The 26,780-nt window shown below is 67.2% G+C and carries 21 protein-coding genes; 13 read left to right on the forward strand and 8 right to left on the reverse strand.

From position 1 onward, the window contains the following. Positions 1–61 precede the first annotated feature (61 nt). The 4 genes from Tharo_RS06630 to Tharo_RS06645 all read left to right on the forward strand — a co-directional run bounded on the left by Tharo_RS06630 (position 62) and on the right by Tharo_RS06645 (position 4,258). Positions 62–1,099, forward strand: coding sequence for a branched-chain amino acid ABC transporter permease (locus Tharo_RS06630; RefSeq protein WP_107220525.1), 1,038 nt, complete (start codon positions 62–64; stop codon positions 1,097–1,099). Further along, on the forward strand, positions 1,096–2,910 hold the full coding sequence (locus Tharo_RS06635; RefSeq protein ID WP_107220526.1) for a branched-chain amino acid ABC transporter ATP-binding protein/permease: 1,815 nt from the start codon (positions 1,096–1,098) through the stop codon (positions 2,908–2,910). Before Tharo_RS06630 ends, Tharo_RS06635 begins: the two co-directional genes overlap by 4 nt. After that, the gene (locus tag Tharo_RS06640; protein ID WP_107220527.1) at positions 2,910–3,677 is read left to right on the forward strand and encodes an ABC transporter ATP-binding protein; all 768 of its coding nucleotides are present in this window, start codon (positions 2,910–2,912) and stop codon (positions 3,675–3,677) included. The genes Tharo_RS06635 and Tharo_RS06640 overlap by 1 nt, the downstream gene beginning before the upstream one ends. A gap of 113 nt (positions 3,678–3,790) precedes the next feature. Then, positions 3,791–4,258, forward strand: a complete 468-nt coding sequence (locus Tharo_RS06645; protein ID WP_107220528.1) for a DUF192 domain-containing protein — start codon at positions 3,791–3,793, stop codon at positions 4,256–4,258. Between the two features lie 61 nt (positions 4,259–4,319). Here the strand turns inward: Tharo_RS06645 and parC are convergent, their stop codons facing one another. The 5 genes from parC to Tharo_RS06670 form a co-directional block, all read right to left on the reverse strand. Then, positions 4,320–6,788, reverse strand: a complete 2,469-nt coding sequence (gene parC / locus Tharo_RS06650) for a DNA topoisomerase IV subunit A (RefSeq protein ID WP_107222341.1) — start codon at positions 6,786–6,788, stop codon at positions 4,320–4,322. After that, complete coding sequence (locus tag Tharo_RS06655; RefSeq protein ID WP_107220529.1) at positions 6,785–7,237, reverse strand: PIN domain-containing protein; 453 nt, start codon at positions 7,235–7,237, stop codon at positions 6,785–6,787. Before Tharo_RS06655 ends, parC begins: the two co-directional genes overlap by 4 nt. Next, a complete protein-coding gene (locus tag Tharo_RS06660) occupies positions 7,234–7,485 on the reverse strand; it encodes a type II toxin-antitoxin system Phd/YefM family antitoxin (RefSeq protein ID WP_107220530.1) in 252 nt (83 codons plus the stop codon). Before Tharo_RS06660 ends, Tharo_RS06655 begins: the two co-directional genes overlap by 4 nt. 90 nt (positions 7,486–7,575) lie before the next feature. Then, positions 7,576–9,564, reverse strand: a complete 1,989-nt coding sequence (locus tag Tharo_RS06665) for a DNA topoisomerase IV subunit B (protein ID WP_107220531.1) — start codon at positions 9,562–9,564, stop codon at positions 7,576–7,578. Between the two features lie 238 nt (positions 9,565–9,802). Next, positions 9,803–11,446 (reverse strand): electron transfer flavoprotein-ubiquinone oxidoreductase, encoded by a 1,644-nt coding sequence (locus Tharo_RS06670; protein ID WP_107220532.1) that lies wholly within the window; start codon positions 11,444–11,446, stop codon positions 9,803–9,805. Positions 11,447–11,633: 187 nt separating this feature from the next. Here Tharo_RS06670 and Tharo_RS06675 point away from each other — a divergent pair, with 187 nt between their 5' ends. From Tharo_RS06675 to ftsB, 7 genes are all read left to right on the forward strand, one after another. Continuing rightward, the gene (locus Tharo_RS06675) at positions 11,634–12,053 is read left to right on the forward strand and encodes an acyl-CoA thioesterase (RefSeq protein ID WP_107220533.1); all 420 of its coding nucleotides are present in this window, start codon (positions 11,634–11,636) and stop codon (positions 12,051–12,053) included. A gap of 60 nt (positions 12,054–12,113) precedes the next feature. Beyond that, positions 12,114–12,656, forward strand: coding sequence for an isochorismatase family protein (locus Tharo_RS06680; protein ID WP_107222342.1), 543 nt, complete (start codon positions 12,114–12,116; stop codon positions 12,654–12,656). A gap of 163 nt (positions 12,657–12,819) precedes the next feature. Next, entirely contained in the window at positions 12,820–17,667 is a 4,848-nt protein-coding gene (locus Tharo_RS06685) for an NAD-glutamate dehydrogenase (RefSeq protein WP_107220534.1), read from the forward strand. 160 nt (positions 17,668–17,827) lie between these two features. After that, complete coding sequence (locus Tharo_RS06690) at positions 17,828–19,465, forward strand: CTP synthase (RefSeq protein WP_107220535.1); 1,638 nt, start codon at positions 17,828–17,830, stop codon at positions 19,463–19,465. A gap of 10 nt (positions 19,466–19,475) precedes the next feature. After that, positions 19,476–20,315: a 3-deoxy-8-phosphooctulonate synthase gene (kdsA, locus tag Tharo_RS06695; RefSeq protein WP_107220536.1), complete on the forward strand. Its 840-nt coding sequence runs from the start codon at positions 19,476–19,478 to the stop codon at positions 20,313–20,315. Between the two features lie 52 nt (positions 20,316–20,367). Next, positions 20,368–21,651 carry a phosphopyruvate hydratase gene (gene eno, locus Tharo_RS06700; protein ID WP_107220537.1) on the forward strand — a complete coding sequence of 428 codons (1,284 nt, stop codon included), beginning with the start codon at positions 20,368–20,370 and terminating at the stop codon, positions 21,649–21,651. A 148-nt stretch (positions 21,652–21,799) separates the two neighbouring features. Then, a complete protein-coding gene (gene ftsB / locus Tharo_RS06705; protein ID WP_107220538.1) occupies positions 21,800–22,072 on the forward strand; it encodes a cell division protein FtsB in 273 nt (90 codons plus the stop codon). 64 nt (positions 22,073–22,136) lie between these two features. Here the strand turns inward: ftsB and Tharo_RS06710 are convergent, their stop codons facing one another. From Tharo_RS06710 to Tharo_RS06720, 3 genes are all read right to left on the reverse strand, one after another. After that, positions 22,137–22,688 carry a C40 family peptidase gene (locus tag Tharo_RS06710; protein WP_107220539.1) on the reverse strand — a complete coding sequence of 184 codons (552 nt, stop codon included), beginning with the start codon at positions 22,686–22,688 and terminating at the stop codon, positions 22,137–22,139. 103 nt (positions 22,689–22,791) lie between these two features. Beyond that, positions 22,792–23,520: an SIMPL domain-containing protein gene (locus Tharo_RS06715; protein WP_107220540.1), complete on the reverse strand. Its 729-nt coding sequence runs from the start codon at positions 23,518–23,520 to the stop codon at positions 22,792–22,794. Positions 23,521–23,524: 4 nt separating this feature from the next. Next, positions 23,525–24,079 (reverse strand): gamma carbonic anhydrase family protein, encoded by a 555-nt coding sequence (locus tag Tharo_RS06720; RefSeq protein ID WP_107220541.1) that lies wholly within the window; start codon positions 24,077–24,079, stop codon positions 23,525–23,527. 173 nt (positions 24,080–24,252) lie between these two features. Here Tharo_RS06720 and Tharo_RS06725 point away from each other — a divergent pair, with 173 nt between their 5' ends. Further along, positions 24,253–25,098, forward strand: coding sequence for a 23S rRNA (adenine(2030)-N(6))-methyltransferase RlmJ (locus Tharo_RS06725; RefSeq protein ID WP_107220542.1), 846 nt, complete (start codon positions 24,253–24,255; stop codon positions 25,096–25,098). A 92-nt stretch (positions 25,099–25,190) separates the two neighbouring features. Then, positions 25,191–26,771, forward strand: coding sequence for an inorganic phosphate transporter (locus Tharo_RS06730; protein ID WP_107220543.1), 1,581 nt, complete (start codon positions 25,191–25,193; stop codon positions 26,769–26,771). The last annotated feature ends 9 nt before the right edge of the window (positions 26,772–26,780 follow it).

The raw sequence follows: 26,780 nt of genomic DNA on the forward strand, positions 1-26,780 counted from the left end.
TCAATCAATCCAAAAGATCCCGCTTCCGTTCCATGACGGAAGCGTGGGGGGGCTTGCGGTCATGGATTTTCAGATTGCATTGATCCTCGGGCAGGACGGCATCACCAACGGCGCCATCTACGCGCTGCTCGCACTTGCGCTGGTGCTGGTGTTCGCGGTTACCCGAGTGATCTTCATTCCCCAGGGGGAGTTCGTCTCCTACGGCGCGCTGACCCTGGCGATGATCGACAATGGTTTTTTCCCGGCGACCGCCTGGCTGCTGCTCGGCGCCGGAATCGCCGTCGCGGTGCTTGACGGGCGGGTGGCGTTGCAGTCCGGCCATCGCCGACGCCTGGGTTCGATCGCGGCGCTCAACATCGGCTACCCGCTGGTGATGCTGGCGGTGCTCCAGTCCCTGCCGCTGACCGAACTCGCGCTCGCCCTGCAGGTGCTGGTGACGCTGCTGGTGGTGGTCCCGCTGGGGCCGATGATGTATCGCATCGTCTATCAGCCGATCGCCGAAGCACCGGTGCTGGTGCTGCTGATCGTGTCGGTCGCGGCGCATGTGACGATGGTCGGGCTCGGCCTGCTGTTCTTCGGCGCGGAAGGTTACCGCACGCCGCCGTTCTCCGATGCGCGCTTCGAGCTCGGGCCGTTGACCGTGACCGGGCAGACGATCTGGGTGGTCGCCGCCTCGCTCGTGCTGATCATCGCCCTGGCGCTGTTTTTCGGCCGCACGCTGTACGGCAAGGCCTTGCGCGCCACGGCGATCAACCGCAACGGCGCACGGCTGATGGGGATTCCGCCGGCCCTGGCAGGGAAGCTGACCTTCCTGCTGGCGACGCTGATCGGGGTGTTGTCCGGCGTCATGATTTCGCCGATCACCACCATCTACTATGACAGCGGATTCCTGATCGGGCTGAAGGGGTTCGTCGCCGCGATCATCGGCGGACTGGGGAGCTACCCGATCGCGGCCTTCGGCGCGCTGCTGGTCGGCCTGCTCGAATCGTTCAGTTCGTTCTGGGCCAGCGCCTACAAGGAAGTACTGGTGTTCACCCTGATCATCCCGGTGCTGCTGTGGCGTTCGCTGACCAGCCACCACATGGAGGAAGAGGAATGAAATTCGCACTCTCCCCCCGCGTCGTGCAGGGCGCGTTCATCGCGCTGCTGCTGCTTGCGCCGCTGACCTTGTCGGCGTTCTACGTCACCTTGCTCAACTACATCGGCCTGTATGCGATGGTGGCGCTCGGCCTGGTGCTGCTGACCGGAGTCGGCGGCCTGACCAGCTTTGGCCAGGCGGCCTTTGTCGGTCTCGGCGCGTATACCACCGCGGTGATTTCGACCGCGGCCGATCTCCCCGCCTGGCTCGGCTGGGCGTCGGCGTCACCCTGGCTGTCGCTGGCGGTCGGCCTCGTGCTTACCGCGGTGGTGGCGTACTTCATCGGCAAACTGACCTTGCGCCTGTCCGGGCATTACCTGCCGCTGGCGACGATCGCCTGGGGCCTCAGCCTGTATTTCCTGTTCGGCACCATGGAGATCCTGGGCGGCCATACCGGGCTCACCGGCATCGAGCCGATCGCCGTGTTCGGCTACGAGCTGCGCCAGGGACACGAGATCTACTACCTGATCTGGTTCTTCGTCCTCGCCGGCGTGTTCACCGCCAGCAACCTGCTCGACTCGCGCGAAGGGCGCGCGATCCGTGCGCTCAAGGGGGGCATGGTGATGGCCGAGGCGATGGGGGTCGATACCACGCGCTCGCGCACCGTGATCTTCGTCCTCGCCGCCTTGCTCGCCTGCGCCTCCGGCTGGCTGTACGCGCACATGCAGCGCTTCGTGAACCCGACGCCGTTCGGCCTGCACATCGGCATCGAGTACCTGTTCATGGCCGTCGTCGGCGGCGCGGCGCACGTATGGGGCGCGCTCGTCGGTGCCGGGGTGATCACGGTGCTCAAGCAGTGGCTGCAGGATCTGCTGCCCAAGCTGTTCGGGCAGAGCGGCAACTTCGAAGTAATCTTCTTCGGCGCGCTGATGGTGCTGGTGCTGCACAAGGCGCGCGGCGGCCTGTGGCCGATCCTGGTCGCCGCGGTCAAGCGCGTGGTGCCGGTTGCCGCGGTGCGCCGCACCATCGACCGCAATGCCGCCATGCTGCCGCGGCGCGAGCTGCCCGTGGTTGGCACCTTGCTGCTCGAAGCCAAGGGGGTCACCCGCCGTTTCGGCGGCCTGCTGGCGAACAACAACATGAGCCTGGATGTGCACGCCGGCGAGATCCTGGCGCTGATCGGGCCCAACGGCGCGGGCAAGAGCACGATGTTCAACCAGGTCTCGGGCGTCGATACGCCGACCTCGGGCGAAGTGCGTTTTCTCGGTGAATCGGTGGTGGGCAAGGGCTCGCGCACGATCGCGCGGATGGGGATGAGCCGCACCTTCCAGCATGTGCGCATCCTGCCGACGATGAGCGTGCTCGAGAACGTCGCCATCGGCGCCCATCTGCGCGGCAGCAAGGGCGTGCTGGCGGCGGCCTGGCGCCTCGACCGCGGTGAGGAGAAGCGCTTGCTGGCCGAGGCCGCGCGCCAGATCGAGCGTGTCGGCCTGGCCGAGCACATGCACGACGAGGCCGGCAGCCTCGCCCTGGGCCAGCAGCGCATCCTCGAAATCGCCCGCGCGCTGGCTTCCGACCCCTGCCTGCTGCTGCTCGACGAGCCGGCGGCCGGCTTGCGCTACAAGGAAAAACAGGCCCTCGGCGATCTGCTGAAGAAGCTCAAGGCGGAGGGCATGGGGGTTCTGCTGGTGGAGCACGACATGGATTTCGTGATGGGCCTGGTCGATCGGGTCGTGGTCATGGAGTTCGGTGAAAAGATCGCCGAAGGTCTGCCCGAGGACGTACAGCGCGACCCGGCGGTGCTCGAGGCTTACCTCGGGGGAGGGGAATGATGGCTACGCAGAATCAGACCGGCAACCCGGTGCTCCAGGTGAGCGACCTGTGCGTTTCCTACGGCCTGGTCGAAGCCCTGACCAATGCCAAACTGACGGTGGGCGAGGGGCAGATCGTCACCGTCATCGGCCCCAATGGCGCAGGAAAGACGACCATGCTGTCGGCGATCATGGGGCTGTTGCCTTCGCGCGGCCGGATCGAGTTCGCCGGGCTGGCTCTGACTTCGCCGGAAGTCGAGGAAATGGTCGCGCACGGCATGAACCTGGTGCCGGAAAAGCGCGAGCTGTTCGGCGAGATGAGTGTCGAGGACAATCTCGTGCTCGGCGCCTTTCAGCGTTACCGGATGGGTTTCCGCGACCAGGCGCAGACCATGGAAGAAGTCTACGCGCTGTTTCCCCGTCTCAAGGAGCGGCGCAGCCAACTCGCCGGGACCTTGTCCGGCGGCGAGCGCCAGATGCTCGCCGTGGGACGGGCGCTGATGGCCAAGCCCAAGCTGCTGATGCTCGATGAACCCAGCCTGGGGCTGGCGCCGCTGATCGTGCGTGAGATCTTCCGCATCATCACCCAGCTGCGCAGCCGTGGAGTGTCGATCCTGCTCGTCGAGCAGAACGCGCGTGCGGCGCTGCAGGTTGCCGACTACGCCTACGTGCTCGAAACCGGAGAGATCGCGATGGAAGGGCCGGCATCGGAACTCGCCGACGACCCGCGCGTGATCGAGGCCTATCTTGGGCTGGGCGGAAAGCACCAGGAAATGCTCGCGACCTGAGCCGCGGAGGCGCCGTCCGGAGCCGGGTGGGGCGGGAACACGCCTCGCCCGCTGCGTCCGGCGGCGAACTGCGCTACGCTGCGGTCCTTTGCAATCGAGAGAGGTGGAGAGCGATGTCGGGCAGCATCCGTGGGTGGATCTTCGCGCTTCTATCGTTGACCGGGACCGGCAGCGTCCTCGCGCAGGCCGCTCCGCCCCCGGGCACTCCGCCTGTGGCCGAGCTCGGGGCCGGGATGTACCGCATCGCGGCAGAGGTCGCGGACACTTTCCAGGCTCGCCAGCGCGGCCTGATGCAGCGCCGCTCGATGCCCCTGAATCACGGCATGGTGTTCGTGTTCCCGGAGGACGCGATCCACTGCATGTGGATGAAGAACACCTACCTGCCGCTGTCGGTCGCCTTCATCGATGCCGACGGCGGGTTGATCAACATCGCCGACATGCAGCCGCAGACCGAGGACAGCCATTGTGCGGCGGCCCCGGCGCGCTTCGCGCTGGAAATGAACCTCGGCTGGTTTGCCGCGCGCGGCATCGGTCCGGGGGCGCGCCTGCGCGGTTTCGACCGCCTACCGCCGGCGCGCTGAAGCCCTGCGCTACCGCGGCGCGGCCGGGCAAGCCCGCCCCGTTGCGCCCCGTCTCCCTCCTTCACCGCATCCGTTCCGGCTTCACTCGCGGCGTCAGCGGGGCGCCCTTGCGCGCCCGGCGGTGGCGTAGCGGCTCGCGCTGCGCCGGTTTCAGTTCGATGGTCACCGCCTTGCCGCCGCGCCCGGTGCCTTCCACGCTCAGCACCGCGTCATCGGCCGGGACCGCCACCGCGGCGAGCGCCTCGCCTTCGTCGAGCGCCATCACGATGACGCCGCGACCGCCGCTCTGCGTCTTCATCTCCGGTCGCGGGAAGACCAGCAGGCGACCGTTTTCCGAGGCGGCGGCGATCCAGTCGCCGAAGGCTTTGGCCGGGGCCAGCACCTTTTCCCCCTTTTCCAGGCTCATAAAGGCCTTGCCCGCGCGCTGGCGGCTGGTGGCGTCCGCGACGCTGCAGAGGAAGCCGTAGCCGCCGCTGTTGGCGAAGAAGTAGACCGTATCCGGCGTGTCGCTGATCACCTGGGCGAGCTTGGCCCCGTCCTGGAACTCGACCAGCGTCGTGAACGGGGTGCCGTCGCCGCGGCCGCCGGGTAGATCCGACACTTTTACCGTGTAGGCGCGGCCGTTGCTGTCGACGACGATCAGCGGCCAGATCGTGCGCGTCTCGAGCGCGGCGAAAGCGAAGTCCCCCGCCTTGTAGCCGACCGTCGCGGCGTCGATGCCATGGCCCTGGCGCGTGCGCACCCAGCCGTTCTTCGACACGATCACCGTGACCGGCTCGTCCGGCACGCTGATCTCGGCCGGTGCTACCGCGGCGACGGCCTCGACCAGGGTGCGGCGGTCGTCGCCGTACTTCTTGGCGTCGTCGCCGATCTCCTTGAGGATGAGCCTGGTCATCGCCGTGCGGCTGTCGAGGAGGTGCTGCAGACCGCTGCGCTCGTCCTTCAGCTCGGCGAGCTCCTTCTCGATCCTGAAGCCTTCGAGGCGGGCGAGCTGGCGCAGGCGGATCTCGAGGATGTCCTCGGCCTGGATCTCGGACAGCCCGAAGGCTTCGATCAGTGCCGGCTTGGGCTCGTCCGACTCGCGGATCACGCGGATCACTTCCTCGATGTGGAGGAAGGCGATCATGCGGCCTTCGAGAATGTGGAGGCGGCGGTCCACCTCGTCGAGGCGGTGGCGGCTGCGGCGCTCGACGGTGACATAGCGGAAGTCGATCCATTCCTTGAGGATCTGCACCAGGTTCTTCTGCTGCGGCCGGCCGCCATGGACAGGCCCATGCCCGATCATGGTCAGGTTCACCGACACCGAGGTCTCGAGGCTGGTGTGGGCGAGCAGCACCGCCATGAACTCGTCGCGGCTCTGGCGGCTGGACTTGGGCTCCAGCACGATGCGCACCGGGGCCTTGTCGCTGGACTCGTCGCGCACGGTGTCGAGCACGCCGAGCACGAGCTGCTTGAGATTCTTCTGCTCCTGGCTGACTTCCTTCTTGCCCGCGCGCGGCTGCGGGTTGGTGAGGGTCTCGATCTCGGACAGCACGCCGGCGGCGGAGACGCCGTGCGGCAGCTCGTCGACGATGACTCGCCACTGGCCGCGGGCGAGCTCCTCGATCTTCCAGCGCGCGCGCACGCGCAGGCTGCCGCGGCCCGATGCGTAGGCGTCGCGGATGGTCCCGGGCGGCGAGATGAGCTGGCCGCCGCCGGGGAAGTCGGGGCCGGGGAGGATGCCGAGTACGTCGTCGAGGGTGGCCTCGGGGTGGCGGATCAGGTGGCAGGTGGCTTCGGCCACTTCGCGCAGGTTGTGCGGCGGGATCTCGGTCGCCATCCCCACCGCGATCCCCGAGGCGCCGTTGAGCAGGACGAAGGGCAGGCGCGCGGGCAGCAGCTGCGGCTCTTCGAAGGCGCCGTCGTAGTTGGGGATGAAGTCCACCGTGCCGCGGTCGATCTCGGCCAGCAGCAGCTCGGCGATCGGGGTCAGGCGGCATTCGGTGTAGCGCATCGCCGCCGCCGAGTCGCCGTCGCGCGAGCCGAAGTTGCCCTGGCCATCGACCAGCGGATAGCGCAACGAGAAGTCCTGCGCCACCCGCACCATGGCGTCGTAGACGCTGGAGTCGCCGTGGGGGTGGTACTTGCCGATCACGTCGCCGACCACGCGCGCAGACTTCACGTGCTTGGAGGTGGACGACAGCCGCATTTCGTTCATCGCGAACAGGATGCGGCGCTGCACCGGCTTCAGGCCGTCCTCGACCTGCGGCAGCGCGCGCGATTTCACCACGCTCATCGCATAGGCGAGATAGGCGCGCTCGGCGTAGCGGTCGAGTGCCAGCGTGCCGTCGTCCTCGGGTTCGGGGGCGGGGTCGGCGGGCGGGGCAGGGGGGGGCGGCAAGTTTGCACCTGCTGCCGTCGGTGGTGTACCGGCTCCTGTGTCCTGCGTCGTGCTTGCCGTGGCCGTTACCGCGGCGGGCACCGGGGGGGCTGCGGTGAGGGATTCGTTTGCGTCAGGGGCATCGAAGAGATCGGGGGTATCTGTGCTCATGAATTCGAACTGCATGCTGCGAGCAGTAGCGGGTGCCGGACATGCTCGAAAGGATTGATGACGGTGACGCCGCGCCAGGTGAAGCCGTGCTGCAGGTCCTCGCTCAGAAGCAGGCGGCAACGGTTTTCCGCAGCCACTGAGAGGATCAGGCCATCCCAGATCTGCATCCGATGATCGCAGGCCAGGTCGATGGCCGCCTGGAAGATCGGCCAGGTCGAATCGACCACTTCGTAGGCATCCGACCAGTCCAGTAGAGCGCTGCGAACCGCTTTAGTGTCACGCTTTAGCTTGCCGGTCAGAACTCGGTACAGCTCACCCATCGCCTGTGCGGGAATCAGCACCTCGCTCGCCGCGAGATCCGCAAGTAATGCCCGTGCAGCTGCACAACGCGCATCGTCTCCAGCGCCTTCCGCGTAGGCGAGGATGTTGGTGTCCAGTGCGATTTTCATTCGCCGCGGTCGTACAGTTCGTCGCGGCTCCAGTTGCGCTCGCCTGCGGTAGGCTCCCGATTGAGCCGGGTCAGGAGGCGGGCGCGTGCGTTGGCGCGGCCGCCGGCATCTTCAGTCGCGGCCGGAATGGGACTGATCGTCGCAACTGGACGGCCATGGGACAGGACCATGACCGTCTCGCCCTGGCTCACCTGGCGGAGCAGGCTGGAAAACTGACGGTTCGCTTCGGCGGCGGAGATGGTGTGCATGTCGGGTCCGTAGCTTGGAAATAAAGTAGTAAATATGACTACTTTAGTTTGGACTGTCTGATCGGGCAAACCGGATTTGCCCGGCGGCGCTCAGACATCCGCCTCGACGCTGTCGCCCTTTTCTTCCATCCAGGCGCGGCGGCCGGAGGCTTCGCCCTTGCCCATCAGCAGGGTGAACATCTTCAGCGTCTCGTCCGCCGCGCCGCGTCGCACCTTCACCGGCAGCACGCGGCGGGTGGCCGGGTCCATGGTGGTTTCGCGCAACTGGTCGGGGTTCATTTCGCCCAGGCCCTTGAAGCGGCCGACTTCGATCGCGTCGGGGCGGAAGCCTTCCTTCTCGAGGCGGTCGCGGATCGCGCTCAGCTCGCCGTCGTCGAGGGCGTAGAGGCGGCGCGGCGGGCGTTTCTTGCCCTGCGCGGGGACGTCGATGCGGTACAGCGGCGGCTGGGCGACATAGACGTGACCGCGTTCGATGAGCTTCGGGAAATGGCGGAAGAAGAGGGTCAGCAGCAGGGTCTGGATGTGGGCGCCGTCGACGTCGGCATCCGACATGATGACGACCTTGCCGTAGCGCAGGCCGGCAAGGCCGACCTCGCTGTCGGCACGATGGGCATCGACGCCCAGGGCGACGGCGATGTCGTGGATCTCGGCGTTGGCGAAGAGGCGATCGGGGTCGATCTCCCAGGCGTTCTGCACCTTGCCGCGCAGCGGCAGGATGGCCTGGGTTTCCTTGTTGCGCGCCATCTTCGCCGAGCCGCCGGCGGAGTCGCCTTCGACGAGGAAGAGCTCGTTGTCGGCGAGGTCCTCGGATTCGCAGTCGGAGAGCTTGCCCGGCAGCACGGCGACGCCGGAGGTCTTCTTCTTCTCGACCTTCTGCGCGCTCTTCTGGCGTGCCAAGGCCTGCTTGATCGAGAGCTCGGCGATCGCCTTGCCGGCCTCGACGTGGTTGTTGAGCCAGATTTCGAAGGGGTCGCGCAGCTGGCTGGAGACGAGCTTCACGGCCTCGCGCGAGTTGAGCTTTTCCTTCACCTGGCCCTGGAACTGCGGGTCGAGGAGGCGCGCCGAGAGAACGAAGCTCATCCGCCCGCAGACGTCCTCCTGCTGCAGCTTGACGCCGCGCGGCAGCAGTGTGTGGTGGTCGATGAAGGACTTCATCGCCTCGAACACGCCGGCGCGCAAGCCGGATTCGTGGGTGCCGCCGTTCACGGTCGGGATCAGGTTGACGTAGGACTCGCTCGGCACCGCGGACTCGAACCAGGCCAGCGCCCAGGCCGCGCCTTCGCCGGGGGCGAAGCTGGGGTCATCCTTGCCGGCGTACTTCTCTGCGGTGAAGATCGGCGCCACCGGCTCGGTGTCGCCAGCGACTTCCTTCAGGTAGCCGGCGAGGCCCTCGGGGTAGGACCAGGTCTTGGACAGCGCGGGGCCGTTCGCCTGCTCGATGTCGAGCCGCACCGCCACGCCCGACAGCAGCACCGCCTTGCTGCGCAAGAGGCGCTCGAGCTCGTTCATCGGCACGCGCGCCGACTCGAAGTACTTGCCGTCCGGCCATACGCGCACCCGGGTGCCGGTCTGGCGGCCGCATTCGCCTTCGCTGCGCAGCGCGCTGATGGTCTCGCCGCCGTCGGCGAAGTCGATGCGGTGGATCCTGCCGTCGCGCCTGACCTCGACTTCGATGCGGGTCGACAGCGCGTTGGTGACCGACACGCCGACGCCGTGCAGACCGCCCGAGAAGGCATAGGCGGAATTGCCCTCGCGCTTGTCGAACTTGCCCCCGGCATGGAGCCGGGTGTAGGCCAGCACCACCACCGGCACGCCTTCCTCGGGGTGGAGGCCGACCGGGATGCCGCGGCCGTCGTCGGCGACGGTGACCGAGCCGTCCTGGTGCAGGGTGACGTGGATCTTCCTGGCGAAGCCGGCGAGCGCCTCGTCGGCGGCGTTGTCGATGACCTCCTGGATGATGTGCGCCGGGCTGTCGGTGCGGGTGTACATGCCGGGGCGCTCGCGCACCGGCTCCAGCCCCTTGAGGACGCGGAAGGAGGATTCGTCGTAGTGCTGCGGAGTGTCTTGCTTGCCTGCCATGCTGTGCGGGCCTGTCCGGTTCGATGCGAAGGGGGCAAGGATAACAGAGCCGGTTACTGAATGAATAACCAGCTACCTGCCGTGGCGATCGTGGCGCAAGCGGGGGGTGGCCGACCGTCGGCGTGCGCGGACATCCGCACGCCTGTGCTGCCTATGCCGGGGTGAAGTCGGAGTTCATCGAGTGGGTGATGCAGGCGGCGCGGGCAGCGCGTGGGTGAGCTTTCCGCGCCGTGCCCGCTTACATGCCCTGGTAGATCGGCCCTTCGCCGCCCTGGGGCACGACCCAGTTGATGTTCTGGGTCGGGTCCTTGATGTCGCAGGTCTTGCAGTGCACACAGTTCTGGGCGTTGATCTGCAGGCGCGGGGCGCCGCCTTCGCCGTCGCGGACGATCTCGTATACACCGGCCGGACAGTAACGCTGTTCGGGGGCGTCGTACCGGGCGAGGTTGATCGCGATCGGCACCGAGGCGTCCTTCAGCTGCAGGTGGCAGGGCTGCTCTTCCTCGTGGTTGGTATTGGACAGGAACACCGAGGACAGACGATCGAAGGTGAGTACGCCGTCGGGCTTCGGATAGTCGATTTTCGGACACTCGGCAGCCGGCTTGAGCTTGTCGTGATCGGCGCTGTTGTGCAGCGTCCACGGCGCCTTGCCCATCAACAGCTTCTGGTCGATGCCGAACAGCAGCGAACCGATCCACAGGCCTCTCTTCATGTAGGGCTTGAAGTTGCGGGTCTTGTGCAGTTCGGCGTACAGCCAGGAGTCGCGGAAGGACGAAGGGTAGGCGGTGAGCGCATCGTGCTGGCGTTCGGCGGCGAGCGCCTCGAACGCGGCGTCGGCGGCGAGCATGCCGGACTTGATCGCGGCGTGGCTGCCCTTGATCCGCGCGGCGTTGAGGAAACCGGCGTCGTCGCCGACCAGCGCCCCGCCCGGGAACACCAGCCGCGGCAGGCTCTGCAGCCCGCCGGCGGTGATCGCGCGGGCACCGTAGGCGAGGCGCTTGCCGCCTTCGAGGTACTTGCGGATCTCGGGGTGGGTCTTGTAGCGCTGCATCTCCTCGAACGGCGACAGGTGCGGGTTGCTGTAGTTGAGGCCGACCACGTAGCCGACCGCGACCAGGTTGTCTTCGAGGTGATAGACGAAGCCGCCGCCGTAGGTGGCGTTGTCCATCGGCCAGCCGGCGGTGTGCACGACGAGGCCGGGGCGGTGGTTCTCGGGCTTCACTTCCCACAGTTCCTTGATGCCGATGCCGTAGGTCTGGGGATCGACGCCGTCGCGCAGCTTGAACTTCGCTTCCAGCTGCTTGCCCAGGTGGCCGCGGCAGCCTTCCGCGAACAGGGTGTATTTGGCGTGGAGTTCCATCCCCGGCTGGTGGTGCGGGCCGGGAGTGCCGTCGCGGTTGAGGCCCATGTCGCCAGTGGCCACGCCCTTGACCGCGCCGTGGCCGTCGTACAGCACTTCGGCGCCGGCAAAGCCGGGATAGACTTCGATGCCGAGCGCTTCGGCCTGCTCGCCGAGCCATTTCACCACGTTGCCCAGGCGCACGATGTAGTTGCCGTGGTTGATGAAACAGTCCGGCAGCAGGCCGTTGGGGGCCTGGCGGGCGCCGGTTTCGGTGAGGAACAGGACCTTGTCCTCGGTCACTGCGGTGTTGAGCGGAGCGCCGCGTTCCTTCCAGTCGGGGAAGAGTTCGGTCAGCGCCTTCGGGTCCATCACCGCGCCCGACAGGATGTGGGCACCGATTTCGGCCGCTTTCTCGATCAGGCATACCGAGATTTCCTGGCCTTTCTGCCCGGCCAGCTGTTTGAGGCGGATCGCCGCTGCCAGCCCTGCGGGGCCGCCGCCGACGATCAGCACGTCGAATTCCATCGATTCGCGTTCCATCCTGTTCTCCTGGATTGGTGTGGAGGGCGTGCCCGCCCTGCGACTGCGCAAGTTGTTCAAACCGCGCGAGTTTAAACCTTTGTGCCGTTTCGCGCCGGGCCGGGGCTCTCCCACGGATGGCGCGCCTCATGACATACGGGGGCGTATGCTACATTAGCTCGCGACCCGAATAACAGGAGCGAAGGCGATGAAGGACAAGGCCAGACTGATCCACACCAGCCGGATCGCGGTGCGCTGGGGCGACATGGACGCCTACAACCACGTCAACAACACGGTGTATTTCCGCTACTTCGAACAGGCCCGGATCGAGTGGGCGGAACGGATGGGCTCGCGGGTCAGCCCCTTCGAGGAAATCGGACCGGTGATCATCAATGCCAGCTGCACCTTTCTGGCGCCGGTGAATTATCCTGCCACGGTAGTCGTCAGGATGTACGCGGGCTCGCCCGGGCGAACCAGCCTGATGACCTGGTACGAACTGTTCGTCGAAGGCGAGGACCGCTTGTATGCCGAAGGCGCGGCCAAGACAGTGTGGATGGACATGCGCAGCGGAAAATCGGTGCCGATCCCGCCGGCGGTGCGTGCCTTGTTCGATGATTCCGCCGCCTGACTCGGGGCGGCACGGGCCGCCGCCGGCCGGCCCGGACCCACGGTCGAGGGAGCTACGATGATGCTGATGAATCGGGACAAGTCGGTGCTGTTGGTGATCGACGTGCAGGCGCGGCTGGCTCCGCACATCCACGACCGCGAGCAGGTGGTTGCCAACTGCATCTGGCTGGCGCGGGTGGCCGAGCGCGCAGGAGTGCCGGTAGTGGTTACCGAGCATTTTCCGGAGAAGCTCGGCGCGACGGTGGACGAGCTGCGCGCGGCCACCGGCAACGCCCGCTACGTGGGCAAGCGCTGCTTTTCGGCGCAGGCCGAAGGCGGCCTCGCCGATACCGCGGTGGAGCGCTGCCGGCAGGTGATCGTGTGCGGCACCGAAGCCCATGTCTGCGTGATGCAGAGCGCGCTCGAACTGCGCTGGGCGGGCAAGGAAGTGTTCGTCGTCGCCGAGGCTTCGGGGTCGCGCGCCGCCGCCGACCGGGACCTCGCCTTCGCCCGCATGCGCGAGCACGGGGTCGAGATCGTGTCGCGCGAAATGGTCGCGTTCGAGTGGCTGCAGCGCGGCGGCACCGAGTTGTTTCGCGAGATCAACCGCGATTTCATCCGCTGAGCGGGGCCGGCTTCGTTAGGGAAAACGGGGGTATCGTTCATCCCGGCGTTCTCTTAGCCTGACTCTTTTGTTCCATCGCGAGGCGGGCTGTGGCCCGGATCTGCCGTTCGCCCGGGCCACGACCCGCCTCGCCATGTCCTGACATGCAAGCGGGGGGATTCGGATGAACACGCGGGAAGCAAGCCGGTTGATCGCACAGATCGACGCGGTGGTCGAACAAATCGCGGCGCGCCTGCCGGCGGCACAGGCCGCTGCGGTGAGCGCCTTTGCCCGGCGATTCTTCGCCCAGGTCGATCCGGAAGACCTCGAGGCGCTGCCGGTCGCCGATCTTTATGGCGCCGTGCTCAGCCAGTGGCATTTCATCGCCCGGCGACGCTCGGGCAGCCGGGTGCGCGCGTTCAACCCCAGGCTCGACGAACACGGCTGGGAATGTACGCACACGGTGATCGAGATCGTCGGCGACGACATGCCCTTCCTCGTCGATTCGATCGCGATGGAGATCGCCCGCCAGGGCTCGGCCCTGCATCTCATCATCCATCCGGTGATGGGCGTGGTGCGCGACGGCGAGGGGCGCTTCGTGCGCCTCGCCGAGCAGGATGAAGTGCAGGCCGCGGCGGCGGGCGAAGGGCCGGGCGGGGCGCGTCTCGAGTCGATCATGCACCTCGAGGTCGATCGTCGCAGCGATCCGGCCGACCTCGCCGCCTTGCAGCAGGGGATCGAGCACGTCCTTGCCGACGTCCGTGCGGCGGTCGGCGACTGGCCGGCGATGCGCACGCGCATGGCCGAGATCATCGCCGGGCTGGACGGGGGCGTGCCGTCGCTCGAAGCGGGCGAGCTGGCCGAAGTGCGCGCCTTTCTCGAGTGGCTCGCGGCCGACAACTTCGTCCTTTTGGGTTGCCGCGACTACGAGCTGGTCGATACCGGGGATGGCAACGAACTGCGCATCGTCAGCGGCTCCGGGCTCGGCCTGCTGCGCGGCGATGGCGAGGACGGGCAGTCGCGCTCGTTCGCCGCGCTGCCGCCGCAGTTGCGCGCCCAGGCCCATCTGCCCCACCTGCTCACGGTGACGAAATCCAATTCGCGCTCCACCGTGCACCGCCCGGGCTACCTCGACTTCGTCGGTGTCAAGCGTTTCGATGACGCCGGCCGGGTGCTCGGCGAGCGCCGCATCATCGGCCTGCTGGCATCGACCGCGTACAGCGCCAGCCCGAAGCAGATCCCGCTGCTGCGGCGCAAGGTCGAGGCCGTGTTCGAGCGCGCCGGGCTGTTGCCCGGCGGTCATGCGGCGAAGGCGCTGCTGACCCTGCTCGAGCGCTACCCGCGCGACGAGCTGTTCCAGATTTCACCGGAAGAACTCTACGTTCATGCGATGGGCATCCTGCGCCTGGGCGAGCGCCTGCGCACGCGCCTGTTCGTGCGCTGCGACCCTTTCGCCCGCTTCGTTTCCTGCCTGATCTACGTTCCCCGCGAGCACTACAACACCGATCAGAGAAAGCGCATGCAGGCGGTGCTGATGGATGCCTTCAACGGCACCGCCTCCGAATTCGATGTGCAGTTCTCGGACTCCGCGCTGGCGCGCATCCTGATCACCGTGCGCACCCGGGATTCGGTGATCCCGCCTTTCGATACCCGTGAACTCGAGCAGCGCCTGATCCGTGCCGCGCGGCGCTGGGAGGACGAAATGCTGCAGGCACTGGTTGAGCAGTGCGGCGAAGAGCGCGGCCTGGCGCTGGCCCGGCGCTACGGCAGCGGCTTCCCGGCGGGCTACCGCGAGGACCATTCGGCGCGGATGGCGGTGTTCGACATCGAGCAGATGGAAGCGCTCGTCGATCGCGAGGCGCTCGGGCTCAATCTGTACGTGCCGCTGGAAGCGCCCGCGAGCCGCTTGAACCTGCGCCTGTATCACCTCGACGCCCCGGTGCCGTTGTCTTCGAGCCTGCCGATGCTCGAGAAGATGGGCGTGACTGTGATCGACGAGCGGCCGTACGCCGTTTCGCGCCAGGACGGGCGCACGGTGTGGCTGCACGATTTCGGCCTTAACTATGCCGAGGCCGACAGCCTCAACATCCACGAAGTGCGGCCGCTGTTCCAGGATGCCTTTTCGCATGCCTGGCGCGGCGAGGTCGAGAACGACGACTTCAACCGCCTGGTGTTGCGCGCCGGCTTGTCCTGGCGCGAGGTCGCGGTGCTGCGCGCCTACGCGAAATACCTGCGCCAGGCCGCGTTCACCTTCAGCCAGGCCTACATGGAGCAGACCCTGGCGGCGTACCCGGAGCTCGCGCGCGCGCTGTTCGAACTGTTCCGGGTGCGCTTCGAGCCCGCCCTCGACCAGGGGCGCGAGGCCGCCTGCAACGGCATCGTGGCGGCGATCGAGCAGGGGCTGAATGCGGTGGCCAACCTCGACGAGGACCGCATCCTGCGCCAGTTCCTCGCCCTGATCCTGGCGACGCTGCGCACCAACTGGTTCCAGCGCGGCGCCGACGGTCGTCCCAAGGCCTACACCGCATTCAAGTTCGCTCCGGCGCAGATCCCCAACCTGCCGCAGCCGCTGCCGATGTTCGAGATCTTCGTCTATTCGCCGCGCATGGAGGGGGTGCATCTGCGCGGCGGCAAGGTCGCGCGCGGCGGCCTGCGCTGGTCGGACCGGATGGAGGACTTCCGCACCGAGATCCTCGGCCTGGTGAAGGCGCAGATCGTCAAGAACGCGGTGATCGTGCCGGTGGGCTCGAAAGGCGGCTTCGTCGTCAAGTGCCCGCCCGTGGAGGGCGGGCGCGAGGCGCTGGTCGCCGAAGGCGTCGCCTGCTATCGCAACTTCCTGCGCGGCCTCCTCGATCTGACCGACAACCTGGTGCAGGGCAGGGTCGTTCCGCCACCCGACGTGGTGCGCCACGACGAGGACGACCCCTACCTCGTGGTGGCGGCCGACAAGGGCACGGCGACCTTCTCCGACTATGCCAACGAGGTCGCCGCGGAGTACGGCTTCTGGCTCGGCGACGCTTTCGCCTCGGGTGGCTCGGCCGGTTACGACCACAAGAAGATGGGAATCACCGCGCGCGGTGCGTGGGAGGCGGTGAAGCATCATTTCCGCGCGATCGGGCGCAACATCCAGGAGACGCCGTTTACCGTCGCCGGCATCGGCGACATGTCGGGTGACGTGTTCGGCAACGGCATGCTGCTGTCGCGGCAGATCCGCCTGGTGGCGGCGTTCGATCACCGCCACATTTTCGTCGACCCCGATCCCGACCCGGAGACGAGCTGGCAGGAGCGCGCCCGCCTGTTCGCCCTGCCGCGCTCGAGCTGGGACGACTACGACAAGACCCTGATTTCGGAGGGCGGCGGGGTGTGGCCGCGGAGCGCGAAATCGATCCGCCTGTCGCCGCAACTGCGTGCGGCACTCGACATCGACGCCGACAGCCTGGCGCCGACCGAGCTGATCCGCGCCATCCTCACCGCGCCGGTCGATCTGCTCTACAACGGCGGGATCGGCACCTACATCAAGTCCGCGGCCGAGACCGACGTCGCGGTGGGCGATCGTGCCAACGACGCGGTGCGCGTCAACGGCGCCGAGCTGCGCTGCAAGGTGCTGGGCGAGGGTGGCAACCTCGGTGCCACCCAGCTCGGGCGCATCGAGTTCGCGCTCGGGGGCGGGCGGGTCAATACCGACGCCATCGACAACTCGGGCGGGGTCGATTGCTCGGATCACGAAGTCAACATCAAGATCCTGCTCGGCAGCGTGGTCGCCGAAGGCGAGCTGACGATGAAGCAGCGCAACCAGCTGCTCGCCGAGATGACCGATGAGGTCGCCGCACTGGTGCTGCGCGACAACTATGCGCAAACCCGGATCCTGTCGGTGGTCCGCGCCCGCGGGGTGGATCTGCTCGACGAACAGGCCGACTTCATGCGCCGCCTCGGCCACGCCGGGCGGCTCAACCGCAGGCTCGAGTTCCTGCCGATGGACGAGGATCTGGTCGAGCGCAAGGCGGCGCGCGTGGGGCTGGTCACTCCCGAGCTGGCGGTCCTGCTGGCCTACTCGAAGATCGAGCTCTATGACGAAGTGCTGGCCTCGGACGTGCCGGAAGACCCCTACATCCGCAGCGCCCTCGAGCGCTATTTTCCGGTGCCGCTGCGCGAGCGCTTCGCCGAGCATATCCAGCGCCATCCGCTGCGGCGCGAGATCGTTTCCACCCACGTCGTCAACAGCATGATCAACCGTGTCGGGCCGACCTTCGTCAGCCGCCTCGGGGCGGAAACGGGAGCAGCCCCCCCCGATGTCGTGCGCGCCTACATGGCGACCCGCGAGATCTTCGGGTTGGTGGCGCTGTGGCGCGAGATCGAGGCGCTCGACAACCACATCGCCGATGCGGTGCAGACCGAGCTGATCCAGGAGTCCGGCCGTCTGGTGCAGCGCGGCACGCTGTGGTTCCTGCGCCACCGCCGCTGGCTGGTCGACCTGCAGGCTACGCTCGCGCACTTCTCGCCCGGTGTGGCGGCGCTTGCACAGGGGCTGGTGGAGTACGTCGCGCCGGCCTATCGTGCCGAGCTCGACGCCGCGGTGGCGCACCGGGTGGAGCAGGACGTGCCCGAGGCGCTGGCGCAGCGGGTGGCGGCGCTCGAGGAGATGTATGCGGCGCTCGACCTGGTCGAAGTGGCGGCGGAGCAGCGCCGTGACGAGGCTACCGTGGCGCAGGTGTATTTCGCCCTCGGCGGTGAGCTCGACCTGCACTGGCTCGGCCGCCAGATTTCCAGCCTGCCGGCCGACACGCGCTGGCAGCGCCTTGCGCGCGGCGCTTTGCGCAGCGACCTCTCCGCGCTCGCGCGCGCGCTCGCCAGCGAGGCGCTGCGCTACGCGCCCGAGGGCGCGGACGCCGAGGGCGTGCTGAGCGCCGGGCGCGTGCGCGCCGCGGTGCCGCTCGGGCGCTACCAGCAACTACTCACGGAGATCCGCAGCGCGCCCGCGATCGACATGGCGATGCTGTCGGTGCTGCTGCGCGAGCTGCGCGGGATGGCCTGAGCCGCTCGCGCCTTCCCGCGCCCCTACGGGAAACCGCCGTGCTCCGGGCCCGGTGCAGGAGCGGCGGCAGGCACGAACAGGGTCCGGGCGATGGCGCCTGGACTGCTGACGCGCGTCCGGCTCATCGGTTATCATCGCGCTTTCCCGCAGCACATCTCCCATGACCAAATACGTCTTCGTTACCGGCGGTGTCGTGTCCTCCCTGGGCAAAGGCATCGCGGCCGCCTCTTTAGGCGCGATTCTCGAGTCCCGTGGCATCAAGGTCACGCACCTCAAGCTGGACCCCTACATCAACGTCGATCCGGGCACCATGAGCCCGTTCCAGCACGGCGAAGTGTTCGTCACCGAAGACGGTGCCGAGACCGATCTCGATCTCGGCCACTACGAGCGCTTCACCAGCGCCAAGATGAGCCGGCGCAACAACTTCACCACCGGGCAGATCTACGAGGCGGTGATCAAGAAGGAGCGGCGCGGCGAATACCTCGGCAAGACGGTGCAGGTGATCCCGCACATCACCGACGAGATCAAGCAGTACGTGAAGCGCGGCGCCGAAGGCGCCGACGTGGCGATCGTCGAAGTCGGCGGCACGGTGGGCGACATCGAGTCGCTGCCCTTTCTCGAGGCGATCCGCCAGATGGGGATCGAGGAAGGGCGCAGCAGCACCTGCTTCATCCACCTCACCCTGCTGCCCTACATCCCGACCGCGGGTGAGCTGAAGACCAAGCCGACCCAGCATTCGGTGAAGGAGCTGCGCGAGATCGGCATCCAGCCCGACATCCTGCTGTGCCGCGCCGACCGCTCGATCCCGGCCGACGAGCGGCGCAAGATCGCGCTGTTCTGCAACGTGATGCCCGAGGCCGTCATCGAGTGCCTCGATGCCGACTCGATTTACAAGATTCCCGCTCAGCTCCACGACCAGATGCTCGACCAGATCGTCTGCCACAAGCTCGACATCCTCGCCCGCGCGGCCGACCTGTCGGTGTGGGAAAAGCTGATCCACGCGCTCGAGCATCCGAAGCAGACGGTCAATGTCGGCTTCGTCGGCAAGTACGTCGACCTCACCGAGTCCTACAAGTCGCTGATCGAGGCGCTCAATCACGCCGGCATGCACACCGAGTCGAAAGTGAATATCCACTACATCGACTCCGAGGACATCGAGCGCGACGGCTGCGGCGTGCTCCAGTCCATGGACGCGATCCTGGTGCCGGGCGGCTTCGGCAAGCGCGGCACCGAAGGCAAGATCGCCGCGATCCGTTTCGCGCGCGAGAACAAGGTGCCGTATCTGGGAATCTGCCTGGGCATGCAGCTCGCGGTGGTCGAGTTCGCGCGCGACGTCGCCGGCATGGACGGGGCGCACTCGACCGAGTTCGAGCGCGACACTCCGTTCCCGGTGATCGGCCTGATCACCGAATGGAAGGACCGCAGCGGCAAGGTTGAAAAGCGCACCGAGGCGTCCGATCTCGGCGGCACGATGCGTCTCGGCGGCCAGCTCTGTCAGCTCGCCGAAGGGACCCTGGCGCGCGAAGTCTACGGCGCGACCGAGATCATGGAGCGCCACCGCCACCGTTACGAGGTGAACAACTCGCTGCTGGCGAAGCTCGAGGACAAGGGGCTGGTCGTCTCCGGCCGTGCGCCGGTCACCGACCTGTGCGAGATGGTCGAGCTGCCCGCCGATGTCCACCCCTGGTTCGTCGGTTGCCAGTTCCATCCCGAGTTCACCTCCAACCCGCGCAAGGGCCATCCGCTGTTCACCGCCTACGTGCAGGCGGCGATCGCGCGCCAGCAGGCCGCAGCCTGAAGGAGCGAGCGTGAAACTGTGTGACTTCGAAGTCGGCCTCGACCGGCCGCTGTTCCTGATCGCCGGACCCTGCGTCGCCGAGTCCGCGCAGATGTGCCTCGACATCGCCGGGCAGATGAAGGAAATCTGCGCCGGGTTGGGCATTCCCTACATTTTCAAGGCCTCGTACGACAAGGCCAACCGCAGCTCGGGCAAGAGTTTCCGCGGCCACGGCATGGATGCCGGGCTGAAGATGCTCGAGGCGGTGAAGACGCAGCTCAGCCTGCCGGTGCTGACCGACGTGCACACGATTGAGGAGATCCCGGTGGTCGCTTCCGTGGTCGATGTGTTGCAGACGCCCGCCTTCCTCTGCCGCCAGACCGACTTCATCCATGCGGTGGCCGCCAGCGGCAAGCCGGTGAACATCAAGAAGGGCCAGTTTCTTGCTCCCGGCGACATGAAGAACGTCGCGGAGAAGGCGAAGGAGGCCAATGGCGGCGCCGACACCATCCTGGTGTGCGAGCGCGGGGCCTCCTTCGGCTACAACAACCTCGTCTCCGACATGCGCTCGCTGGCGATCATGCGCGACACCGGCTGCCCGGTCGTGTTCGACGCCACCCACTCGGTGCAGCTGCCGGGCGGTCAGGGCACGGCCTCGGGCGGCCAGCGCGAGTTCGTCCCGGTGCTGGCGCGCGCCGCGGTCGCGGTCGGCGTCGCCGGCCTCTTCATGGAGACCCACCCCGACCCCGCGAAGGCACTGTCGGACGGCCCCAACGCCTGGCCGCTGGCAAAAATGAAGGCGCTGCTGACCACCCTCAAGGAAATCGATGCGCTGGTCAAGCGCCAGGGCTTTCTCGAAACCACGCTCTGAGTTTCGAACCTCCCGTCGTTTCGAATGATCCGTAACTGCAACAGGACAAGACATGAGTGCAATCGTTGATGTGATCGCCCGCGAGATTCTCGACTCCCGCGGCAACCCCACCGTCGAAGCCGACGTGCTGCTCGAATCGGGCGTGATGGGCCGCGCCGCCGTGCCCTCGGGCGCTTCCACCGGTTCGCGCGAGGCGATCGAGCTGCGCGACGGCGACAAGTCGCGCTTCCTCGGCAAGGGCGTGCTGCGCGCGGTCGAGAACGTGAACACCGAGATCGCCGAAGCGATCATCGGCCTCGACGCCGAGGAGCAGGCCTTCATCGACCGCACCCTGATCGAGCTCGACGGCACCGAGAACAAGTCGCGCCTGGGCGCCAACGCCATGCTCGCCGTCTCCATGGCGGTGGCCAAGGCTGCTTCCGAGGAGGCCGGCCTGCCGCTGTACCGCTACTTCGGCGGCTCCAGCCCGATGGTGATGCCGGTGCCGATGATGAACGTCATCAACGGCGGCGAGCACGCCAACAACAGCCTCGATATCCAGGAATGCATGATCATGCCGGTGAGCATGGGCAGCTTCCGCGAGGCCCTGCGCTGCGGCGCCGAGATCTTCCACCACCTGAAGAAGATCGTGGACGGCAAGGGTTACCCCACCACCGTCGGCGACGAGGGCGGCTTCGCCCCCAACGTCTCGGGCACCGAGGAAGCGCTCAACCTGATCCAGGAAGCGATCGTCGCCGCCGGCTACGTACCCGGCCAGGACGTGCTGCTGGCGCTCGACTGCGCCGCCTCCGAGTTCTACAAGAACGGCCGTTACGAACTGAAGGGCGAAGGCCTGTCGCTCACCGCCGAAGGCTTCACCGACTACCTCGAGACCCTGTGCGACAAGTTCCCGATCGTGTCGATCGAGGACGCGATGGCCGAGGGCGACTGGGACGGCTGGAAGATCCTGACCGAACGTCTGGGCAAGCGCGTGCAGCTGGTGGGCGACGACCTCTTCGTCACCAACACCCAGATCCTCGCGCAGGGCATCGAGCAGGGCGTGGCCAACTCGATCCTGATCAAGATCAACCAGATCGGCACCCTGACCGAGACCTTCGCCGCGGTCGAGATGGCCAAGCTCGCCGGCTACACCGCGGTGATCTCGCATCGCTCGGGCGAGACCGACGATTCGACCATCGCCGACATCGCCGTGGGCCTGCGCGCGATGCAGATCAAGACCGGCTCGCTGAGCCGCTCGGACCGTATCTCCAAGTACAACCAGCTGCTGCGCATCGAGGAAGACCTCGGCGACACCGCCACCTACCCGGGCAAGCGCGCGTTCTACAATCTGCGCTGAATATCCGATGCGGTGAGCGCATGACTGGAAAAGGCCGGCGGCGATCCCGTCGGCCTTTTTGCACCGCGGAGTCGCCGGCGGTCGCAGTCGGCCGATCCGCATCGCGCCAATCCACTCAAGCGTTGATCGTTGGAGCCTACTTCATACCATGCGCTGGCCGATCCTGATCCTGACCGCTCTCGTCGTCGTCCTCCAGTACCCGCTCTGGCTGGGGAAGGGGGGCTGGCTGCAGGTCTGGGAGACCAGCCGCCAAGTGCAGGCGCAGCGGGCCGACAACCTCCGGCTCGAGCAGCGCAATGCTGGGCTGGAGGCCGAAGTGAATGACCTCAAGTCGGGCAACGAGGCGATCGAGGAGCGCGCCCGCTTCGAGCTCGGCCTGACGAGGCCGAACGAGATCTACGTCCAGATTCCCCGACGCTGAGCAGCGCAACCCGGCGCTGCGGGTCTCCGCAGCGGGCCTTGGCCGTGGAGTTCCGTTGCGTGCCTCAGTTGCGGGCCACCAGGGTGCGCGCGCCGTCGATGCGCTGCGCGAAGTAGCGGTTGTCGAGCCGTTCCACCCGGACCGCACCGCGGCTCGAGGGCGCGTGGATGAAGCGCCCGTCGCCGATGTAGATCCCCATGTGGGAGTGGCGGCGCTGCAAGGTGTTGAAAAATATCAGGTCACCTGGACGGAGCGCCTGTAGCGCGATCGGCCGGGTGTGCTTGGCAATCTGCGCCGCGTTGTGCGGCAGGCGCTGTCCGCTGATGTTTTCGACGATGTACGCCACCATGCCGCTGCAGTCGAGGCCGGCTTCTGGATTGCGCCCGCCGAAACGGTAGCCGGTGTCGAGCAGGCCGAGCGCGAACAGCACCATCTCGCCCGCCTGCTCTTCGTCGGCGAGGGCGAAGTAGGTTCCGCCCCCGGCCGGGACGGTGGTGTTCGTGCCGGGCCGCGGGGCGACGGGCGCCGAACTGCAACCGGCGAGTGCGGCAAGCCCGATGGCAATGGCGAGGATGGCCGGGAGATGAAGCCTTCGGAGAGACAGGAGCGCGCTCATGGCCGCAAAGATAAGCCGGAGCGCGCTGCCCGGTCCACCGTGCCGCCGGCCCGGTTCGGGGGCGAGCGCGGCTCCAGCTCGCCTGTCGCGTCGCGGTGCAGCGCTAGTCGATGAGCTCGATGCGCCCGCTGACATGCACCGAGACCCGGCTTTCGCCGCCTTCGAGGGGGGCCGGTGCGGCCTCGGCGGCGAGCGCTGCGGCACGCATGCGGGGCAGGACCGGAGGCGGCAGGTCGCCGTCGCCGACGCTGAGGTGGGTGATGCGGTAGCGCTTGCCGAGCGTTCCGGCGATCAGTTCGGCGCGCTGCTCGAAGGCGCGCAGGGCGGCGACGGTCGCAGCGTCGATCGCGCCGCGGCGGGTTTCAGGGCTCGGCTGAAGGGTGATCTGCGACAGCGCGAGGCTGTTCTGGAGGGTACCGATGAGCTCGGACATCGCCGCCAGCTTGCGGCTTTCGAGGCGGATTTCGGAGCGCATGCGCCAGGCTTCGATTTGCCCTCCGCCCTCCTTGGCATACACCGGCCAGGTCGAAGTGTTGCCCGAGCGGGTGTCGACGTCGGCATGGGATGCGGCCAGCTGCAGTGCCGCGGCGATACGGCGGTTGAGTTCGCTCGCCACGGCCGCCGGAGTGGGGGCGCTGTGTTCGGCGTAGAGGACGGCGACGGCGAGGTCGTTGGTCGCGCTCCGCTCGGCGCTGGCCGAAAGATCGACGCCCGGTGCGGTGTGCTTTGTCTGTGCGATCGGCGCCGGCTGTGCGAGCGCCGGCGAGGCGGGCCAGAACTGCAGCGCGATCACCAGCAGCGCGGCGCCGCGCAGGAAGGCGGGCGTGGGCATGGTTTCAGCCCTCGCCGGGCCGGATCACGCTCGCCGGCTCGAGCGCGCGCAGCCCGGTGGCGTACTGGCGGGCATTGTCGACATAGTTCTGCGCGTTGTGGATCGAGTGGGCGACGTCCTCGTCGCTGAGGGTACGGATGATGCGCCCGGGTGAGCCGACGACCAGGGAGCGGTCGGGAATCACCCGGCCTTCCGGGATCAGGGTGTTCGCACCGATGATGCAGTTCTTGCCGATCACCGCGTTGTTGAGCAGCACCGCGTTGATCCCGATCAGGCTGCCGTCGCCGACCGTGCACCCGTGCAGCATGGCCATGTGGCCGACGGTGACATCGCTGCCGATGGTGAGCGGCACGCCGTCGTCGGTGTGCAGCACCGAGCCGTCCTGGATGTTGGTGTTGTCGCCGATCCGGATCGGGTCGTTGTCGCCGCGGATGACCACGTTGTACCAGACGCTGACGTTGCGCCCCGCCTCGACTTCGCCGATCACCGTCGCGTTGTGGGCGATCCAGCTGCCGTCGCCGAAGCTCGGCGTACGTTCGCCCAAGGCATAGATGCTCATGTTCGTTCTCGCTCTCTGTCTCTCGCTGCACGGTCTTCGCAGCCGGGGGCGCATCATAACAAGGGCGTGATCCGGTGCAAACCCGACGCGAGGACGATGTCGCTGATCTGTCTGGAGATTTCTCGCTGCCGCGGTGACGGTGCTAGGATGCGGGCCGCACAGGGAAAGTCTTCATGCTCAGCTATCGTCACGCCTTTCATGCCGGCAACCACGCCGACGTCCTCAAGCATGTGGTTCTGCTCGAACTGCTCGCCTATTTCAATCGCAAGGACAAGCCCTGGCAGTACATCGACACCCATGCCGGCGGCGGTTGCTACGCGCTCGCGAGCGCGCAGGCGGAAAAAACCGCCGAATCCGCCGACGGCATCGGCCGGCTGTGGGCGCGCGAAGACCTGCCCGAGCCGGTCGCGGCCTATGTCGCCGCGGTGCGCCAGTTCAACCCCCAGGGGCGCCTGCTGTTCTATCCGGGCTCGCCGGCGCTGGCGATGACGGTCGCGCGCAGCCAGGACCGCCTGCGCCTGTTCGAACTGCATCCGGCCGATTTCGACTCCTTGCAGCGCACCTTCGCCGCCGAGCGCGGGCGCGTGCAGGTGAGCCGGGCCGACGGCTTTGCCGCCCTCAAAAGCCTGCTGCCGCCGCCTTCGCGCCGTGCGCTGGCGTTGATCGACCCGCCTTACGAGCTGAAGGAAGATTACCGCCGCGCAGTCGAGGTGCTGCGCGATGCGATGCGCCGTTTCCCCACCGGGACGTATGCCCTGTGGTATCCGATGCTGAGCCGTGCCGAAGCCCGGGCACTGCCCGGCCGGCTGGCCGAACTGGGGGCGCAGAGCTGGCTGGATGTGCGGCTGGCGGTGCGCACCCCGCCGCGCGACGGGTTCGGCATGTTCGGCAGCGGACTCTACATCGTCAATCCGCCCTGGGTGCTGCCCGCGCGGCTGGAGGCGACGATGCCCTGGCTGGTCGAGCGCCTGGCGATCGACGAGGGCGCGGGCTTCGATCTCGAGCACCACATCGAGTGAGGCGGAGTTTTTACGCTGCAGCGCACGATAAGATTGGGCGAGCGCAATTTTTCTGAAACAATACGCGCTTTCGTATTGACCGGAATCCCATTGTGGACCTGCAGCAAATCAGCGAACTCGAGCGTGCCGCTCAGGGCGGGCGGGGCGAACTACTAAGACTCGGGGTCGGCATCCTCTTCATCGTCGGGGTGATGTTCTACGCCGGCTTGAGGGGCGACGGCGAAGCCAGCCTGATCCTGGTGATGGCGGCGATGATCGGCGGCTACATGGCGATGAACATCGGCGCCAACGACGTCGCCAACAACGTCGGCCCGGCGGTGGGGTCGAAAGCGCTCACCCTGGCGGGGGCGCTGGTGATCGCCGCGATTTTCGAGGCTGCCGGGGCGCTGATCGCCGGCGGCGAGGTGATCGGCACCATCCGCAACGGCATCATCGACCCCAACCTGATCACGGACTCCGACACTTTCGTCTGGATCATGCTCGCTGCGCTGCTCGCCGGTGCGCTGTGGCTGAACATCGCCACCGCGGTGGGAGCGCCGGTGTCGACGACGCACTCGATCGTCGGCGCCGTGCTCGGCTCGGGGATGGCGGCGGCCGGCCCTGCCATCGTCGACTGGGCGACGATGGGCAACATCGCGGCAAGCTGGGTGATTTCGCCGCTGCTCGGCGGCGTGTTTGCAGCGGCATTCCTTTATCTGGTCAAGCGCAGCATCACCTACCAGGCCGACATGGCCGAGGCGGCACGGCGCACGGTGCCGCTGCTGGTCGGGCTGATGGCGTGGACCTTCTCCACCTACCTCATTCTGAAGGGGCTTAACCGGGTGTGGACGGTCGGTTTCTGGCCGGCGATGCTGTACGGCCTGGTGGTGGGCGTATTCGTCTTCATTGTTGTCCGCCGTATGCTGAGCAGCAGGCAAGGCATCGTTGCCAATACGAAGGAGAGCGTGAACCGGCTGTTCACGGCTCCGCTGATCTTCGCCGCGGCCCTGCTCAGTTTCGCCCACGGCTCCAACGACGTCGCCAATGCGGTCGGACCGCTGGCTGCGATCGTCGACGTCGTCACCTCAGGGGGCGAGATTCACAAGGATGCGCCGATCCCCACCTGGGTGATGATGGTCGGTGCGATCGGCATTTCGCTCGGGCTGGCGCTGTTCGGCCCCAAAGTCATTCGCACGGTGGGCTCGGAAATCACCGAACTCGACCAGATGCGTGCGTTCTGCATCGCGATGGCGGCCACGATCACGGTGATCGTCGCCAGCCAGCTCGGCCTGCCGGTGAGCTCGACCCACATCGCGGTGGGCGGGGTGTTCGGAGTCGGCTTCCTGCGCGAGTACCTCAAGAGCAATTACGACCGGATGCTGTCCGAGATCAAGGCGCACCACCCCGAGGGCGACCAGGTTGCGATCGAAGGCTTCATCGCGCGCTTCGAAAAAGCCTCGGTGGAAGAAAAGGGGGTGATGCTGCGCGATCTGAAGGAGCGCTCGAAGAACGCCCAGGACCCGGCGCATTTTTCCAAGGGTGAGCGCAAGAACCTGAAAAAGGTCTACCGCCGCGAGCTGGTCAAGCGCTCGCAGCTGCTGCGCATCGCAGCGGCCTGGGTGATCACCGTTCCGGCCTCGGCGCTGATGGCGGCAATTCTCTTCTTCACCATCCGCGGCATGATGGTGTCCTGAGTCCGGCGG

It is taken from the genome of Thauera aromatica K172, assembly GCF_003030465.1.
In the GTDB taxonomy this organism is placed as follows: Bacteria; Pseudomonadota; Gammaproteobacteria; order Burkholderiales; family Rhodocyclaceae; genus Thauera; species Thauera aromatica.

Excerpts from the sequence above, each read along its gene's own strand:
- Tharo_RS06680 (WP_107222342.1), top strand. The coding sequence starts at position 12,114 with ATGCTGATGAATCGGGACAAGTCGGTGCTGTTGGTGATCGACGTGCAG.
- Tharo_RS06665 (WP_107220531.1), bottom strand. The coding sequence starts at position 9,564 with ATGGCAGGCAAGCAAGACACTCCGCAGCACTACGACGAATCCTCCTTC.
- Tharo_RS06715 (WP_107220540.1), bottom strand. The coding sequence starts at position 23,520 with ATGCCCACGCCCGCCTTCCTGCGCGGCGCCGCGCTGCTGGTGATCGCG.
- parC (WP_107222341.1), bottom strand. The coding sequence starts at position 6,788 with ATGAGCACAGATACCCCCGATCTCTTCGATGCCCCTGACGCAAACGAA.
- Tharo_RS06720 (WP_107220541.1), bottom strand. The coding sequence starts at position 24,079 with ATGAGCATCTATGCCTTGGGCGAACGTACGCCGAGCTTCGGCGACGGC.
- Tharo_RS06640 (WP_107220527.1), top strand. The coding sequence starts at position 2,910 with ATGGCTACGCAGAATCAGACCGGCAACCCGGTGCTCCAGGTGAGCGAC.
- Tharo_RS06675 (WP_107220533.1), top strand. The coding sequence starts at position 11,634 with ATGAAGGACAAGGCCAGACTGATCCACACCAGCCGGATCGCGGTGCGC.
- Tharo_RS06630 (WP_107220525.1), top strand. The coding sequence starts at position 62 with ATGGATTTTCAGATTGCATTGATCCTCGGGCAGGACGGCATCACCAAC.
- Tharo_RS06725 (WP_107220542.1), top strand. The coding sequence starts at position 24,253 with ATGCTCAGCTATCGTCACGCCTTTCATGCCGGCAACCACGCCGACGTC.
- Tharo_RS06655 (WP_107220529.1), bottom strand. The coding sequence starts at position 7,237 with ATGAAAATCGCACTGGACACCAACATCCTCGCCTACGCGGAAGGCGCT.
- eno (WP_107220537.1), top strand. The coding sequence starts at position 20,368 with ATGAGTGCAATCGTTGATGTGATCGCCCGCGAGATTCTCGACTCCCGC.
- Tharo_RS06635 (WP_107220526.1), top strand. The coding sequence starts at position 1,096 with ATGAAATTCGCACTCTCCCCCCGCGTCGTGCAGGGCGCGTTCATCGCG.
- Tharo_RS06685 (WP_107220534.1), top strand. The coding sequence starts at position 12,820 with ATGAACACGCGGGAAGCAAGCCGGTTGATCGCACAGATCGACGCGGTG.
- Tharo_RS06690 (WP_107220535.1), top strand. The coding sequence starts at position 17,828 with ATGACCAAATACGTCTTCGTTACCGGCGGTGTCGTGTCCTCCCTGGGC.
- Tharo_RS06710 (WP_107220539.1), bottom strand. The coding sequence starts at position 22,688 with ATGAGCGCGCTCCTGTCTCTCCGAAGGCTTCATCTCCCGGCCATCCTC.
- Tharo_RS06645 (WP_107220528.1), top strand. The coding sequence starts at position 3,791 with ATGTCGGGCAGCATCCGTGGGTGGATCTTCGCGCTTCTATCGTTGACC.
- ftsB (WP_107220538.1), top strand. The coding sequence starts at position 21,800 with ATGCGCTGGCCGATCCTGATCCTGACCGCTCTCGTCGTCGTCCTCCAG.
- Tharo_RS06670 (WP_107220532.1), bottom strand. The coding sequence starts at position 11,446 with ATGGAACGCGAATCGATGGAATTCGACGTGCTGATCGTCGGCGGCGGC.
- Tharo_RS06660 (WP_107220530.1), bottom strand. The coding sequence starts at position 7,485 with ATGCACACCATCTCCGCCGCCGAAGCGAACCGTCAGTTTTCCAGCCTG.